The 17,145-nt window shown below is 37.3% G+C and carries 14 protein-coding genes; 12 read left to right on the top strand and 2 right to left on the bottom strand.

The window, feature by feature from the left end:
* Positions 1–40: 40 nt before the first annotated feature.
* The 3 genes from MKY26_RS15525 to MKY26_RS15515 all read left to right on the top strand — a co-directional run bounded on the left by MKY26_RS15525 (position 41) and on the right by MKY26_RS15515 (position 6,205).
* Positions 41–2,053 (top strand): penicillin-binding transpeptidase domain-containing protein, encoded by a 2,013-nt coding sequence (locus MKY26_RS15525; protein WP_341052419.1) that lies wholly within the window; start codon positions 41–43, stop codon positions 2,051–2,053.
* 227 nt (positions 2,054–2,280) lie between these two features.
* Complete coding sequence (locus MKY26_RS15520; protein ID WP_341098076.1) at positions 2,281–2,556, top strand: hypothetical protein; 276 nt, start codon at positions 2,281–2,283, stop codon at positions 2,554–2,556.
* 454 nt (positions 2,557–3,010) lie between these two features.
* Positions 3,011–6,205 (top strand): fibronectin type III domain-containing protein, encoded by a 3,195-nt coding sequence (locus MKY26_RS15515; protein ID WP_341098075.1) that lies wholly within the window; start codon positions 3,011–3,013, stop codon positions 6,203–6,205.
* A gap of 363 nt (positions 6,206–6,568) precedes the next feature.
* On the opposite strand, the gene MKY26_RS15510 is transcribed toward MKY26_RS15515, so the two are convergent.
* A complete protein-coding gene (locus MKY26_RS15510; protein ID WP_307316272.1) occupies positions 6,569–6,994 on the bottom strand; it encodes a hypothetical protein in 426 nt (141 codons plus the stop codon).
* 314 nt (positions 6,995–7,308) lie between these two features.
* On the opposite strand from MKY26_RS15510, the gene MKY26_RS15505 reads away from it, so the two are divergent.
* The 6 genes from MKY26_RS15505 (at position 7,309) to MKY26_RS15480 (ending at position 13,688) form a co-directional block, all read left to right on the top strand.
* Positions 7,309–8,004, top strand: coding sequence for a response regulator transcription factor (locus tag MKY26_RS15505; protein WP_322909808.1), 696 nt, complete (start codon positions 7,309–7,311; stop codon positions 8,002–8,004).
* On the top strand, positions 8,001–9,383 hold the full coding sequence (locus MKY26_RS15500; RefSeq protein WP_224936700.1) for a sensor histidine kinase: 1,383 nt from the start codon (positions 8,001–8,003) through the stop codon (positions 9,381–9,383). Before MKY26_RS15505 ends, MKY26_RS15500 begins: the two co-directional genes overlap by 4 nt.
* A gap of 77 nt (positions 9,384–9,460) precedes the next feature.
* Positions 9,461–10,201 carry a PepSY domain-containing protein gene (locus MKY26_RS15495; RefSeq protein WP_224936699.1) on the top strand — a complete coding sequence of 247 codons (741 nt, stop codon included), beginning with the start codon at positions 9,461–9,463 and terminating at the stop codon, positions 10,199–10,201.
* A gap of 97 nt (positions 10,202–10,298) precedes the next feature.
* Positions 10,299–10,838 (top strand): PepSY domain-containing protein, encoded by a 540-nt coding sequence (locus tag MKY26_RS15490; RefSeq protein ID WP_341098074.1) that lies wholly within the window; start codon positions 10,299–10,301, stop codon positions 10,836–10,838.
* A gap of 232 nt (positions 10,839–11,070) precedes the next feature.
* A complete protein-coding gene (locus MKY26_RS15485; RefSeq protein WP_307316263.1) occupies positions 11,071–12,249 on the top strand; it encodes a glycerate kinase family protein in 1,179 nt (392 codons plus the stop codon).
* A complete protein-coding gene (locus MKY26_RS15480) occupies positions 12,246–13,688 on the top strand; it encodes an SLC13 family permease (RefSeq protein WP_341098073.1) in 1,443 nt (480 codons plus the stop codon). The genes MKY26_RS15485 and MKY26_RS15480 overlap by 4 nt, the downstream gene beginning before the upstream one ends.
* Before the next feature lie 89 nt (positions 13,689–13,777).
* On the opposite strand, the gene MKY26_RS15475 is transcribed toward MKY26_RS15480, so the two are convergent.
* The gene (locus MKY26_RS15475) at positions 13,778–14,545 is read right to left on the bottom strand and encodes an SGNH/GDSL hydrolase family protein (protein ID WP_341098072.1); all 768 of its coding nucleotides are present in this window, start codon (positions 14,543–14,545) and stop codon (positions 13,778–13,780) included.
* 222 nt (positions 14,546–14,767) lie between these two features.
* Here MKY26_RS15475 and MKY26_RS15470 point away from each other — a divergent pair, with 222 nt between their 5' ends.
* The 3 genes from MKY26_RS15470 to MKY26_RS15460 all read left to right on the top strand — a co-directional run bounded on the left by MKY26_RS15470 (position 14,768) and on the right by MKY26_RS15460 (position 17,050).
* Positions 14,768–15,520 (top strand): YveK family protein, encoded by a 753-nt coding sequence (locus MKY26_RS15470; protein ID WP_341098071.1) that lies wholly within the window; start codon positions 14,768–14,770, stop codon positions 15,518–15,520.
* Complete coding sequence (locus MKY26_RS15465; RefSeq protein ID WP_341098070.1) at positions 15,495–16,190, top strand: CpsD/CapB family tyrosine-protein kinase; 696 nt, start codon at positions 15,495–15,497, stop codon at positions 16,188–16,190. The genes MKY26_RS15470 and MKY26_RS15465 overlap by 26 nt, the downstream gene beginning before the upstream one ends.
* 98 nt (positions 16,191–16,288) lie before the next feature.
* Entirely contained in the window at positions 16,289–17,050 is a 762-nt protein-coding gene (locus MKY26_RS15460) for a tyrosine-protein phosphatase (RefSeq protein WP_341098068.1), read from the top strand.
* Positions 17,051–17,145 lie beyond the last annotated feature (95 nt).

Genomic DNA, 17,145 nt, shown 5'->3' with positions numbered 1-17,145 from the left:
AGTGACCGTAGTGTTAAAATGGTTGATGAGGGGGAGAGACATGAAAAAGATAGTCTATTTATTTGTGGCCATTACGGTTTTAGCCATTCTTAGCGCATGCAATAAAGAGGTTGATCCAGAACAACGGTTATCTCAATATATAGAATATTGGAATAAAGAAGAGTTCGCAAAAATGTATGGCATGCTCTCAAAAGAGGCAAAGGAATCAGTTAGTGAAGAAGACTTTGTCAGTCGCTATGAAAAAGTATATACAGATTTAGGCATTGCTAACTTAGACATTTCACATAAAAAATCAGAGAAAGAACAAGATACAGATCAGCAATCATTACAACTACCCTTTTCGGCAAAAATGGATAGTTTAGCAGGAGAGATTGCCTTTGATCATCAAGCAACATTAGTTAAAGAAGAGAGAGACGATGAGGAAAATTGGTATATTGAATGGGATACGACTTATATTTTCCCTGAACTTGGCCCGAATGATGAAATTACATACAACACAGTGAAGGCAAAACGGGGAGAAATTGTCGATCGTTCAGGCGATCCACTTGCTTTCAATGGGACGATTTTAGAAATCGGCATTGTCCCAGAACAAATGGACTCTGAAGATGAAACGGTTAAGCAAGTGGCAAAATTACTTGAGATCTCAGAGAACTCTGTTAAGGATAAACTAGGCGCGAGTTGGGTACAGGCAAATCAATTTGTGCCAATCAAGAAAATTGCGACGAATCAAGAAGAACTATTAAATAACTTGATGAGCATACCAGGTGTATTAAAAAAGGATATTGAAGGTCGAGTATACCCTGGCGGCGAGGCGGCCTCACACTTAATTGGTAATGTCGCTCAAGTGACGGCTGACGACTTGGAGGAACACGAAGGAAAAGGATATGGCAGTAATGATGTCATCGGACGCCGTGGCTTAGAGAAAGTATATGAGGAAAAGCTGCGTGGTTCAAATGGTGTCTTAATTGGGATTAAGAAAGAGGACGGTTCAGAGGTAGTGGTGGCCGAAACACCAGTAGAAAATGGTAGCAACGTTCAGTTAACCATTGACCTCACATTACAAGAGGACTTGTATAAAGAACTGGATCATAAGCCAGGCACTGCGGCCGCCATTGACCCTGTTACTGGTGAAACATTGGCCCTTGTCTCTAGTCCAGGGTTCGATCCGAATCAAGCAACACTTGGATACTCTGCCTCTCAATTAGAAGAGCTAGAAGAGAGTGGTGATAATCCATTCTTGAATCGTTTTCAACACACGTATGCACCAGGTTCCGTGATTAAACCAATAACAGGTGCGCTTGCATTAAAAGAAGGAGCCATTAAACCTGAAGATACAATAGAAGTGAAGGGCTTGCAGTGGCCGGATGATAATCGCTGGGGTGATTACCGAATCACAAGGGTAAGCGATCCTGGAAAGCCAGTCAATTTCGATTTGGCGATGATGTATTCGGATAACATTTACTTTGCAAGGGCAGCATTAGAGCTAGGAAAAGACAAATTAACTGCTGGGTTAAAAGAATTTGGCTTTACAGAGGATATTCCCTTTGCCTATCCACTCGAATCTTCTACAATCGGCGAGCTGGATAAAGAAACATTAATTGCCGATTCCGGTTATGGGCAAGGACATGTTGAAATGAGCATCCTTCACTTGGCTACTTCTTATACACCTTTTATCAATAATGGGTCAATGATTAAACCGATCTTGCTCCTGAATGATGAAGAAAAGAGCCAAGTATGGAAGGAAAATATAATTGATGAAGCTACCGTTAAAACTGTAGCTGAATCGATGAATAAAGTAGTGAACGAACCAGGCGGTACAGCACGTACGGCACGTATTGAAGGCTACCCGCTAGCAGGGAAAACGGGGACAGCGGAACTGAAACAAACCGCTGATGAAGAGGGTAAAGAAAACGGCTGGTTTGTTGCCTATAACCCGGATGACCCTCGTCTCCTTATCTCAATGATGGTTGAAGGTGTCGAAGAACAAGGTGGCAGTAAAATCGTCATCGAAAAAGTGAAAGATACATTTGAGAAAAACAAAGATCGTTTCTAATAAAGAACAAAGTTGAAGGTTGGGACTCGGTGGTTCCAGCCTTTTATTATTTTTAGATGCTTGATGTAATAACATGGGGGTGTAGTGGAAAAGAGAGGGGTGCTGCGTTGAGGGGGGGTGTGGAAATGTACTAAAAACCTGAGTGAGCAAGAAAAGATGGTAGGGTACGGCGGGAAGCGAACCAAAAATCGGAGTGAGTAAGAAAATATGGTAGGGAACGGCGAGAAATGTGCCAAAAACCGGAGAGAGCAAGAAAATATGGTAGGAAAAGCCGAGAAGCGAACCAAAAACCGGAGAGAGCAAGAAAAGATGGTAGGAAAAGCCGAGAAGCGAACCAAAAACCGGAGAGAGCAAGAAAAGATGGTAGGAAAAGCCGAGTAACGTACCAAAAACCGGAGAGAGCAAGAAAAGATGGTAGGAAACAGCGAGAAGCATACCAAAAACCGGAGCAAGCAAGAAGAAATGGTAGGGTACGACGAGAAGCGTACCAAAAACCAGAGTGAGCAAGAAAAAATGGTAGGAAACGCCGAGAAACATACCAAAAATCAAAGTAAGCCAAAAAAAATGGTAGGATAACGGACAGAATCGCCTCAACAGAGCTTATCCCAATGGCTACCAACCCGATCCACGATTCTCCTTTCTCGAGGAGTTACCTTTCAAAAAAATTTATCACTCCTATAACCCCCCAACCGATCAAATCTTCGGGAGAGATAAGCAGCACATGCCGTGACTACATCGTGACGTATCCCGCGCAATCGCTTTTCAAACAAGTACTCCGGTGATTGGGATAGCAACCTAGCCTAGTCATGTTTCGACAAAAACCTTTATTTTCCTCAAGGGATGATGTCGAAAAATATTTTATCGTAAGTATCTATACAAGCCCATCTATTCGTTATATGATACATCTGTATTGAAAGGAATATATTTCTAAAAATAGAGAGAATAGGGGAATTGGGAATGAAAAAAGCTATCCATCTACTTTTATCCATGATGCTCGTTTTTTCTTTCATCCCTGCATCCGTTCTAGCGGAGACAGAGAGTACGGAGGAAACACCGACTTCACCAGGAACAACTGATGTGGAACAACCATTAGATATTCAATTGCAAAATCCAGAATATATTGATGGGCAAGTGAAATTGAAATGGCGAGTGAAATATGAAGAATCTGCAAACGAGAATGCAGAATTGTTCACCCTCGTTAAAAACGGAGAACGTTCGGTTCTTGCCAGCCAACCAGAAATGAGTCAAGAACAAGCTGGGGAAGATGGCGTTTATCGTATATATGAATTGATTGATTCTGAGGTCAAACCTGGAGATACAGTGACTTATTCGATTGCGCAAGGTAAGGCGCAAAGTAACGAAACAACGTTAACGGTTGAAATGCCGGTTGTAGAAGAGGAAGCTAGCGAAGAGTCACCAAAAGAAGATAAAACAGTTGTTGAGGAAGAAGAACAAGTTGCGGATGAAGAAGCAGCAGTAAAAGATGAAACTGTCCCTTCCTTAAATATTGTTGCTCATAAGATAACTGATACAACAGCTGACATTTCGTGGAGTTTAGTGGATGTTGATGAATTTAGATTATACGTTGATGGCAATTTAAAAGAAGTCGTTTCACCAAATAAAACAACCTATGCATTAACGAAATTAGCCCCTGCTACTACATATAAAGTGAAAGTAGAAGGTGTTCAAAAAGGTAGTGTAGTATCTTCAGCAGAGGTAGAAGTAACAACATCGGCAGTACCTACAGGAGAAGTTATTCCATTCGAAGACAGTACTCTTGAGCAAGCAATTAAAGATGAATTAGGGTTAAAGCGCGCTATTTATCAAGCTGACTTAGACCGTTTAACCAGTCTATCAATCTCGAATTTATGGGTAACATCTATTGAAGGATTACAATTTGCGACAAATTTAGAAACATTGCATCTCGGTTATAATGACATTGCTGATTTAACACCAATCAAAGCATTAACAAAGTTAAAAGACCTTGATGTCACAGGATTAGCTATTAAAGATACAAGTATTTTTAGTAAAAGTTTAGTGGAATTAAATATCTCTCATACTTCACTAGCCAACCTGGATTTCCTAAAAAAATTAACGAATCTTCAAACAGTTTATGCTTATGGTCTGCCTTGGATTGGTGAAAATGCTGGGGCACAAGCTGTACTGAAAGATTTAACTGCAAAAGGCGTAACCGTGTACAGCAATGAAGCAGATGATGTAAATATGATGGTAGAGCGTGGATTTGTCAATGAATCAAGTATCCAAGTGTATTGGAGTTACTGGCCTGAAGCCAATTTCAATTTGTACCCAGATCATTATATTGTTTCTATTGACGGGAAAGAAACGAAAGTATCTGGTTTAGAAGAACATGTATTTAAGAACTTAAAGGCAGATACAACCTATAATATCGTTATTAAGGCTTACGACGGTAAACAATTAATTGGTCGGGCAACAATGGATGTGAAAACGGCAAAATTACCTGAAGGAAAAAAAGTGTCGATTAAGGATAAAGGGTTAAGAGACATGATTAAGATGACTCTTGGCATTAGCCGTGACATATATGAAAGTGATATGAAAAATTTAACTTCACTGTATGTTGATTATGAAGGTGTTCGGAATTTAGCTGGACTAGAGCTGGCTACAAACCTTGAAGAGCTATCGATAACAGGGAACCCAGTCAGTGATCTAACAGCGATTAAAGGCTTGAGTAAGTTATCGGTATTATTTATTGATGACACGAAAGCGAAAGATTTAAAACCATTGTCGGGCTTAACAAACTTGAATATGCTTGTTGCTTCCTACAATCCTGGACTCGATTTATCACCAATACAAGGTTTACCTAACTTACAATCGCTTTCAGCAGATAGCAATGGATATAAGAAGCTCCCTGTTTTGCCAAGTAGCTTAATCGAATTATCACTATATGATAATGAACTAACAAGTCTTAAAGGAATCGAAAAAGCAGCCAATCTGCAATACTTAATCGTATCGGATAATCCAATTAGTGATTTCAAATCACTAGCGAAATTACAGTTACTATTCTTACTTGCAGATTATACAAATATGACGAATCTTGATTGGTTAAATTCTGAGAATGCTCATGTTTTACAAGGTCTTATTATTTCGGGTAATGCTATTACTGACATTACGCCACTTAAGAATGGTAATAATCTATTATTCTTAGCAATGGATGAAACAGCTATTACGGATATTTCGCCATTACTAGATTTACCTTACTTAGCTATTGTCTCTTTCATCTCGGTCCCAACGCTTGACATTTCGGAAGGATCGAAAGCGATGGAAGTGATTAAAGAATTAAGAATGCGCGGTGTGGAAGTTTTCTATGAAGAAGAAATGGGGAACTTAAGCTTTACCTCTTTAACAGCGACGCATGATTCAATCTATGCAGAATGGGAATATATTGGGGAAGAAGAAGTAGCAGATTATGAATTGTATATAGATGGTGAATTAGTAGATACAGTACCTGGAACAGAATCTAGTTATGTATTTACTGGACTATCTCCGGGAACGCCGTATGAAGTTGCTATTGCAGCACTAAATGCGGATGGAGAAGAAATTGAAATTTATTTCGATTATGTATTCACGATTAGTGAAGATCTTTACTTCACAAAAGTAGAAGCAACAGAGGACTCTATTGAAACAGAATGGATATACGATGGTGAAGGAGCAGTCTATGAATATGAAATCTCTCTAAATGGAGAAGAGTATGAAGTCGTGGATGCAGATACACTCTCGCATATTTGGACAGAACTTGAGAAAGACACAACATACACTATTGAATTGATGGCATATGACGAAGAATATGAAATCCTTGGTTATACTTATGCAGAAGCAACAACTACAGTAGATGAAGACGGAACGGGCGAGGGCAACACCCCTCCTCCACCAACGAAAAAACCAGACCCAGGCAATGGTAATAAAAAACCAACTGATGGTAAAACACCATCAGATGTCATCAAAGGGAAAAAAGAACAAATGAAATCTGGCGCCAAACCAGAGGAGAAAACAGGTAAGTCTCTACCAAATACGTCAACCAACAGCTATAACTATTTAGCAATGGGTATGACGATCTTACTAGCAGGTACCATCATGTTATTCCTTGCAAGGAAAAAACACCCGTCAGTGAAATGATGAACAAAGAGTGACCCTAAAATGGTGTCACTCTTTATTAAGTTCCGGCGAACAATGTGAGGAAAATTAGTTTCTATTGTGTTTGTTTTGCTCTAGCCTCTTTACAACCAAACACATGAGCATAAGTTATACCTATACCTTTGGGGAAAAGGTATGGGCAAAGCCAAAATGCGAACAACAGGTATGAAGATGTGTAAGTTACCTAGAAACAATTGGTTTGAATCGGATAGGAAATCATGGCGCGAATTTCCTTAAACTTCTTTCATGCCATAGAAATGTATAAATACTTAAAGAATAACCTCAAAGGGTCCGGTCGACTTTCATTACTTCCACCTGCTATTAGTGTCTTTTCTGTCATTCTTTTTATGGTAATATTTGGTTGAAAACTTCTCCGCCATTACCGTGAATTTTTATCACTTTAAGTCGATTTGTTTTCTTGATGAAGATAGTTTTATATTGTTTTTCACCATTTTGCTCAATAATAAACACGCGTTTACTTCCAGTATCTGATTCTTTTGTGAAGAGATAATCTTGATCACCGATTAGTTCTATGATTTTGCCGTATTCTGGTAATGAAGACAAATCCTTTTCGTTAGAAATCTTATCATTTGCTATGTTTTGTACAGGGACTGAATGGTTACCTGATTTTGAGTTTGCCTCTTTTTCATCAGATGATTGAGACACTTCATGGGTCTTCTCTTTATTCATGTCCGATTCCTCACCGGAATTACTGTTACAAGCAGAGAGGAGCAGTATCCCAGTAATTAGTGCAAGTTGCCATTTATACATGATGCAATTTCATCTCCTGTAAATATAATTTTAATTAACCATAACAAATGCTCCGGTTAAATTCATCCAATAAAAGTCTCAATTCAAAAACAAACGATTGTACTAGATAAGTCCTTTCAAAAAAAGAAAGCTCATATTTAATTGCCTCTTTTAAAAAATGATGAGAAATGAGCCATTTGGCCGTTTAATAAACACGGATTTTAACAGAAACTGGGGTTGAAAGGTATTAATATAAATATATTCATAAAGTAATAGAATCTTAATAAAAAGAATCTACAATCAATCATAAAGTGGATTGTAAAGGTGGGTATTTAATGGACAAAAAATCAATTCTCGTCATTGAAGATGAAGAAAAAATTGCACGGTTATTAGAATTAGAGCTGGAATATGAAGGATATGAAGTGACAAAAGCGCTTGATGGGTTAGAAGGATTCCATACTTATAAAAGCAAAATATGGGATCTCGTATTATTAGATATTATGCTTCCGGGGATTAGCGGAATAGAGTTGTTAAGAAGAATTAGGGCTAATGATAACCATACACCGGTCATACTTTTAACTGCGAAAAGCTCAGTTGAAGACAAAGTCTCTGGATTAGATTTAGGTGCGAATGATTATATAACAAAGCCTTTTCAAATAGAAGAGTTGCTGGCCAGAGTCCGTGTGGCATTCCGAAATAAAGTCACTGAGGAAGTAGAAAATGAAGAAGATGTGCTTACGATTGCTAATTTAAAAGTGAATGAGAAAACAAGAGAAGTTTTTCGTGGGGATACATTTATTGAATTGACACCGAGGGAGTTTGATTTGCTTGTTTATTTATTGGTAAATAAACGACAAGTACTGAATCGTGATCAAATTGTTGAAGCAGTCTGGGGATATGATTTTATTGGTGATACAAATGTTGTTGATGTTTATATTCGATATATAAGGAAGAAAATTGATGTTGAAAATCTCCCTGCGCTTATCCATACGGTACGAGGTGTAGGTTATGTAATAAGGGAGATGAAATGAAGTTAAAAAACAAAATCAATCTATATACTTCTATCTTGTTCATCATATTACTAATCGTCATGAATATCTCTATTTATTTGCTGTTTAGCAATATGATGATGAATAGTGAACTTGACCGTGGGAAACTGGAATTGGAAAGAAATGCTGCTGAAATCGATCAGTCACTTGCCACGGTACCAATGGACACGTTACTTCGGGCTTATATTCCTATCGACGGTATGGTTCGTATCGTTTATGAGGATAGCCAAAAAGCAGCTAGTACATTTGTGGATCCTTCTTTTAATAAAGAGGCTCATAACATAGAGAAATCATTTAGTTCCTCATTAAATGTCGAGATTAAAGAGGGTGAAACCTCATATACTTTTGGTTCGATTCCGATTATTTTGAGCAATGGTGAAATAGCTAACCTGCAAATCGCCAAAAGTATTGTAAGAACGACAGAAAATTTAAAAGTATTACGGTTGGTTTTAATCATTGTAACCTTAGTTGCGATGATTCCAGTTATTATTTCTAGTAGGTTATTAGGCAACCTTATTATTGCGCCGATTACTTCAATGATTAAGACGATGAGTGAAATTAGAGAAAGTGGGAAATTTAAACGGCTGCCATTAAATAAAGATTCCAATGACGAATTGCATGAAATGGGTACGACTTTTAATCATATGATTGATTTACTCGAGGTCAACTTTGATAAGCAAAAACAATTTGCTTCAAGTGCTTCCCATGAACTAAAAACACCACTAACTGTAATTGAAAGCTATACCAGTCTTTTAAAAAGACGAGGATTGCATGATGAGGAACTTTTTAAAGAATCAATTGAAGCGATTCATTCTGAAGCCATTAGAATGAAAAATTTGACAGAACAACTATTACTCCTAGCACAACATAATCAACAATGGAATATAGAAACAACCAAAATTAGCCTAAGCGACTTTTTGGTAGATTCAGCAAAAGCTTTCCAGAACGGCTACAATCGAAGGATTATTTTTGAAAGTGAAATTGATGGCAATGCGTCCATTTACTCAGATGAACAAAAGTTAAAGCAATTACTTTTTATATTCCTTGATAACGCAAGAAAGTATAGTAATGATGAAATTACAATCACTTTGAGTGAGAATAGTAACGAAGAAATACTTATTCATGTTTCTGACCGTGGAATAGGTATAGATGAGAATGAGCTTCCCAAAATATTTGAACGTTTTTACCGTATTGATAAAGCAAGGTCCAGAAAAACAGGAGGAGTCGGACTTGGACTTTCTTTAGCGAAGGAAATTGCCGACGCTTTAGCCATTGAGATAAAATTACAAAGTGTTGAAAATCTAGGAACAACGGTTACCATGGTGTTTAATAACGAACATAGGAAAACAAAAATTAATTAATCGATCAGTGCTTTCTCATTTTCTTTTAATTTTTTTATTAGATAATAAAGGAAAGGGATATAGAATGGAGGATAATAATGAGAAGAAAAGGGTTATGGATTACTCTTGGGTTAGTTGTCATCGCAACCTTTATTATTATTGTTACATGGCAAGGAGTAACTACTTCTGCGAAAACAATTACTAAAGATGACGCCCTTTCCTTAATTGAGGAAAGGTATAAAGGCAGCAAAGTAACAAATATCGAATTACAACAAAGTGCTTATCACATAAAAATGACGAGAGAAAGCGGAATATATGAAGTTTCTTTAAATGCAGAAAATGGAGATATAATATCTTTAAAGAAACTTGGAGATAACTCAAGTGGCGGTGATGATCGTAATAAAACGATAAAGAATGAAAAGGAAATAGAAAGTATCTTATTACTGTCAAGCGATGATATTTTATCTATTAGTAAAAAAACCGAAAATCAGAAAGATGTTTATGTAGCTAAAGTTCTGGAGAATAAAGAGGAGTATATTGTTAAAGTAGATGCAGTAACAGGTTCAATTGTTTCAAAAGATAAAGCTGAAAAACCTAAAGAAGAAAACCCGGAAGAAGGCAAACAAAAAGAAGAAGATCGTCCAGTGGCTATTTCTAAAGATGAAGCAATTAAAATCGCGTTGGAACATGTAAAAGGGGCAGTCGATGATGATATCGAAATTGAAAATATTGGAGGCCAAACTTATTATCTCATTGAAATTGAAACCGATGATGATAATGAGGCAACCGTACAAGTTCATACTTTAACAGGGAAAGCTACTATTTCATTTGATGATTAATCTTACTTTTTAGCAAATTCTAATGTTACTCACCTCATTCCTTAATCTTACGCGATTATATTATAAGTAATCAGAAGATTAAAGGAGGATATTAATCATGAAAAATAAAATTTTTGTTGGTCTAATCATAACTGGTGTAATTATGGGTGGAGCGGTTGCTGTTGGGGCTACAAATAATGATGAAACAAATGCTACTTCTATCAATACAGAATTAGATGAAAAAGTATCTCAGGCCGGAGAGGCGGATGTCATTGCCATCAGTAAACAAGATGATGGGGAGAATCAATCTGACGATAGGGGATACGATGACGATAACGATGATGTACAGGACGTAAAAGTAGATGCCTCTTCAGGTGATTCTATCCAAAGGGATCAAGGTAATGAAGATGATGATATCGAAAGAGATAGAGACGACGCTAACGATGATGATAAGCAATTAATCAAGCAACGGATCATACAAGAAAAAGATGCGATAGCAATTGCAGAAAAGGCGTCTAACGGTAAAGTGAATGAAATTGAACTGGATGAAGAAGATGGTCTCATTGTTTATGAAATTGAAGCTGATTCCAAAAAAGGCGAAGTGGAAATAGAGATGAATGCAAAAACTGGAGAGATAATAAATAAAGAGTTGGATTAATGAGGCCTGGCATGTATTTGGTGAGAACCATTTACATGTCTTTTTTATTTCGGTTGATTATTTGGGTTCATTCTTATTGATTTCTAATCTAACTATCATGGTTCTTACATAGAGTTCTCATCTTCAAAAACTAGTATAGAAGATAACAAGGAAAGTGAAAAAGCTTAGAAGTGACGGATTTAAATGGAAATGGCTCATTTTCCTAATAAAAAAATGACTTGGAGGCAGTAAAATGAAAATAGTGATTATCCCATCTGGTTTTAAGGAGTGTTTGGAAGCTGAGGAAGTAGCGAGTGCGATTGATAAAGGGATCAGGCGTTTTGATTCCGCTGTGGATACGCATGTTATTCCAATGGTTGATGGTGGAGAAGGTTTTGTCAAAACAATTATTAAAATTAAGAAAGGTGAACTTAAATTTATTGACGCCACAAATCCTGTAGGTGAAAAAGTACAGACATACTTTGGGTTGTATGAGGAAAACAACGTAAAAACAGCCGTAATTGAAATGGCCGCTATTGCTGGGCTTAGAATGGTTCCTCTTCACAAACGTAACCCTTTAAATACTCATACTTATGGTGTAGGAGAATTAATTTTAGCTGCCTTAGAATCAGGAGCGACTCATATTTTATTTGGCTGTGGTGATTCGGGTACATCCGATGGTGGGGCGGGTATGGCACAAGCGTTGGGTGCTAAATTTTTTAATCAAAATCATCAACCAATAGAAATTACGGGAGGGGGCTGCTTAAGTGATATTGCATATATGGATTTAACCAATATAGATCCTAGATTATCTCAAGTACAAATAAATGTCGCGTGTAATTGGCATAATGTACTTTGTGGTCCAAAGGGAGTGGCGCACGTATTTGCACCCCAAAAAGGAGCTTCCTTACTAGAAGTAGAGATATTGGCTAATGGTTTATCGCACTTTGCTAATTTAATAGAGAAGGCTACGGGGCATGATGTGAAAACGCTACCAGGTAGTGGCGCATCTGGGGGATTAGGGGCAGGTTTAGTGGCATTTGCAGGTGCAAAACTATTTCCACGTTATGAAATTATTATGAAATATATTCAAATTGAAGAACATCTAGAAGGTGCTGACCTTGTATTAACTGCGGAAGGGTGTATAGATAGACAGACACCAAACGGAAAGATTCCTGCGGAAGTTGCTAGATTAGCAAAACAATTGGGCATACCGGTGATTGCAATTACTGGGTCCATTGGAAAGGATGCATGGGTAAACTATACAAGTGGGATTGATGCTTATATGAGCATTATTCAGAAGCCAACTTCATTAGAAAAGGCGATGGAAGACGCAGCAAATTTAATTGCTGATTGTGCAGAGGCAGCTGTACGTCAAATTCAGGTTGGCTATCGTATTGCTGAAAGGAAATTGGGCAAAGGTATCATATGAAATCTAATCGTTTACTAGAAAACAAGCAACAATCTACTAAAACATACTTAACTAAGCTGCCAAATGTAACACAAATCATCGTCATTCTTCTCTCATTTGTGTGTTCATTTATTGTTTTCACAGACAATATAGCTTATGATGCAAAGGTTTCTATGATTGTTTTCATTATTACACTAGCTTTATGGGTATGTACAAAACTTCCTGCCGCTTATGTGGCTTTAGGTGCATTACTATTACTCATTTTATTAAATGGGGCAAATACAGATGTGCTCTATTCGTCCTTTTCTTCGGAGATCATTTGGTTGATGATTGGTGCTTTTATTATTGGAGAAGCATTTAGTTCTTCTGGTCTATCTCTTCGAATGACACGAGTGATTATTCATAAAGCTAAAAACACAAACCAACTATTATTGTATTTGATGTTGTCTCTGTTTCCATTGGCTATCTTTATTCCTTCCACTTCCGGCAGGGCGGTACTCATGTTGCCAATTGTAAGAGAAATAGCGAATCTTGTTAAGAATAAGCAACAAAGAGAAATCATTGCATTGTTCGTACCAGTCATTATTTTAATGACAACCTCTTCAACTTTATTAGGAGCGGGTTCACATTTAATCGGGATTGAAATATTAGAGAAGACCACAGGAGATAGTATCTCTTATATAAATTGGTTGATATGGGGGCTCCCTTTTACCTTGATCATCAGTTTCATCACATATTTTGTTTTTAAATTATTTTTTTCAAAGGAATTAACTGCAGCCCCATTTGACGCGAACAATATCAACAATATATATGAAGTAAAGCCTGTTTCCAAAAAGGAGAAGCAAACCCTTATTCTTTTAACTGTCTTGATTTTGTTGTGGCTAACAGAAGCACTTCATGGATATGAAATAGGTTTGATTACAATTGTAGGTGCCTTTATTTTTATGCTGCCTAAGTATGGCGTCATTACCTGGAAGAAGGGTTTACAGGCTGTATCGTGGAATTTGATTTTATTTGTCGCTGCTGCAACAGCATTAGGTAAGAACCTAGTGGAAACTGGTGCGGTAAGCTGGATAGAGCAGGAAGTATTCAAGCTAATTGGTGCTTTTCCACCTATCCCTGCATGGGGTCTTGTGAGTCTTATCATCCTTATCGCTATTACCAGTCACATTTATATTACCTCTCATACGACAAGGGCTGTAGTGATGGTGCCAGGTATATTAATGCTTAGTATGACACTTAATTTAGAGCCATCCTCCATGCTCTTTTTAAGCTTAGTAGGGATGAACTATTGCTTAACTTTCCCGGTCAGTTCGAAGGCACTGTTAGTATACTATGAGCATGACACGATGAGTTATCGTGCCAATATTTTATTAAAGTTAAATATGTTCTTAATGCCGATTTATTTTTTATTGATGATTTTGTTTTACTTTACTTATTGGAACTGGACAGGGTTATAAGTGTAAAAAAAGGAGCCTTTATTCGGCTCCTTTTGCATTATATTAGTAAAGCTATAATCATTGAGCGTGAGATGTATGTGCAGTTTTAATCACTCTTCTGCTATAAAATATTCTCGTAAATATTCTACCCATAGATGATGACCTTGTTCATTCGGGTAGTAATCTTCCTCCAAGTACTCTCGTATGAATGGATCATTAGTATCTGGCCAAGCTTCCCAATGGTTAATATAAGTTAATCCTTGTACAGAAGCATACGTTTCTAACGCATCCACTTGCTGCATATATTTTTGCGGTAAATAAAATGGATTGGCAGGCTGCAACATCACGGTTACTTCTGGATTCATTTCTGAAAGTGTTTCTCTCCAGTTGTCGATATTCTCAAGCGGTGCAGTCACGTCCTCATACCAATCATTATCTTTCATTAAGAACGGTTCAATTAATACTAGATCAGGTGATAACCGGACTACTTCATCAATATTAAAGTCACCTGAAAAACGATCAAAATGAACGGTTTCTACCTTCATTGTTTCTTGATAATGTTCGTGTAATTTAGCTGATAACTGCGCAGCCCAACTGTCTTCTTCACCAGTAGTAGAAGTAGAACCAACGAGCACAACGTTATATGGGACGTTGTTTTCTAATGTATTTGCATAAGATTGGATGGCACCTTCTGGCCAATTAGCAGCCATTCCTAAATAGTGTGACTGGTTTGCTTTATCCTCGTTTTGTCTCTCTTTTTCTCCCATACTTACATTCGTATTTCCATTGACGCTTGTTCTTTCCACCCAAGTAACGTGGCTCACCACGATAATTACTAGACTGAGTAATCCAGCTAATGTGATGGATATTATTTTCATATAATCACTCCTTTCAACCTATTTAGTCAGAAAAATCAACAAAACATGACAATTTCGAAATAATATACCTAAAAACCTACATTTTTATTGTGGGATACTAGAATATATAGTCAATAGTACCAAAAAATTATAAATTTTTTCCTTAAAAATAACATAATGTAACAAATGTTGCATTTTATATGATATAATCAATTTTGCTTAGTTCTTAACTGGGAGGGTCAAATGGAAGAAACTATTAGTCTAAAAGAACTGTATGATACATTAAAAAAGAGAATCGTCTTAATCCTGTCAATTACTATCGCGGCGGCCCTTATTAGTGGGGTGGTCAGTTACTTTGTATTAACTCCGGTCTATCAATCGTCTACACAAATTTTAGTGAACCAAGCAAAAGATAATCAAGAAATAACAAAAAGTGATTTGGATGGTAATTTACAATTAATTAATACATATAACGTCATCATCAAGAGCCCAGCGATACTAGATATCGTTAAGGAAGAGCTAAACTTAAATGTTTCAACAAGTGCATTAAATGAAAAAATATCCGTCCAAAGTGAACAAAACTCTCAAGTTGTAAAGATCTCAGTGGAGGATGAAAGTGCTGAACAAGCGGCGCTCATTGCAAATAAAACAGCTGAAGTGTTCAGAAGTGAGATACCAGACATTATGAATATAGATAATGTCTCGATTTTAGCCAATGCTGAGGTAACAGAGAATCAATCACCAATCAAACCCAACCCATTATTGAATATTGCCATTGCAGTTGTAGTTGGTTTAATGGCTGGTGTGGGTCTAGCGTTTTTACTTGAATATATGGATAACACAATAAAGAATGAAGAAGATATTGAAAAAGCCGTTGGTTTACCGGTCCTTGGATTAGTGGCAAACATTGAAGAAGGAAATGAGAAAGGTAAAGACATTCAAAAAAATCCAAAGACGAGGAGGAGTAACGTTGGCTCTAAAACGGAACAAGCTTAATAATCAGCTGAAACGAAATATCATTACGAAACATCAACCAAAGTCACCGATATCAGAGCAATACCGTACGATTCGAACAAATATTGAATTCTCCTCGCTCGACGAAGATGTTCGTACAATGATGATCACCTCAGCAGGACCAGGGGAAGGAAAGTCGACAACTACTGCTAATCTTGCTGTTGTTTTTGCTCAACAAGGTAAAAGAGTACTTCTTATTGATGCTGATTTAAGAAAACCAACTGTGCAATACACCTTTAATGTCCTGAATACAAGAGGTTTAGCTAATGTTATCTCTCAACAGACGGTCCTTGCAGATGCTGTCCAAGAATCAGAAGTAGAGAATCTCTTTATTCTAACAAGCGGGCCCATTCCACCGAACCCATCGGAGATGCTTGGCTCACGGGCGATGGATCGCGTGATCGCAGAAGCGACAACGCTATTCGACATCGTGATATTTGATACACCACCATTATTAGCTGTAACGGATGCACAAATTCTTTCGAATAAATGTGATGGCACTGTGCTCGTTTCCCAGAGTAAAAAGACTGAGAGAGAACAACTATTAAAAGCGAAGGAACTATTGCAGTCTGCAAAGGGGAAAATCCTCGGGGTTGTTCTAAATAAGATGAATATGAAAAAATCAAATTACTATTATTACTATGGGTCGTAAAAACCACACCCTTTTTACGAGACTATATAAACTATCATTTTGTCATTTTTAATAATCAGTCAATTTATAATATTTGAATTATAAAAAGGAGGAAAGTAATGATTGATATCCATTGCCACATCCTACCCCATTTAGATGATGGCGCACAAACATTTGAAGAATCATACAACATGGCAAAGCAGGCAATAAATGAAGGAATCACTGCAATCATTGCCACACCTCACTATCAAGAGAAGTATAGAAATGACAAACAAAAGATTGTTAGAGAGACATATAATTTAAACGAAAGATTGCAAGCAGAAGATTTCCCGCTGTCTATTCATCCAGGACAAGAGGTGCGGATATTTGGGGAAGTATTACAGGAATGGCAAGAAGGGAAAATTCAAACATTAGCAGACACCAACTATATGTTTATTGAATTTCCGTCGAATCATGTACCAAAATACACAGAAAAATTGTTTTATGACATGCAGCTGGAAGGGCTTATACCCATAATCGTCCACCCAGAACGAAACCAGCAGCTGATTGAACAACCGGAACTATTATATTTCCTAGTTAAAAAGGGAGCACTCACCCAAGTGACCGCCGGAAGTCTCGTCGGCCACTTCGGCAAAAATGTAAAAAAGTTTACGCAGCAAATCATCGAAGCGAATCTCACCCATTTCATCGCTTCTGATGCACACAATACAACAACCAGACCTTTCCATTTCAATAAAGCAATCGACACCCTCGACAAGCTTTACGGAACGGATATTGTCTACCTCTTCACAGAAAATGCCGAGCTACTCCTTAACGGGGAAAACGTTATGAAGGAAATGCCCGAAAAAATCAAGCGTAAGAGGGTATTTGGGTTGTTTTAAATTGAAAATAGGACGGACCTATCTTCTTATCGTGTTTTGCTATGTCTATTATCGGTGAAGCTGTTTGGTTTTTATATAGGTATATAATACTAAAA

Source organism: Cytobacillus sp. FSL R7-0680 (assembly GCF_038009245.1).
GTDB classification, from domain to species: Bacteria; Bacillota; Bacilli; order Bacillales; family Cytobacillaceae; genus Cytobacillus; species Cytobacillus kochii.
This window is presented reverse-complemented; position numbering and strand designations above follow the sequence as displayed.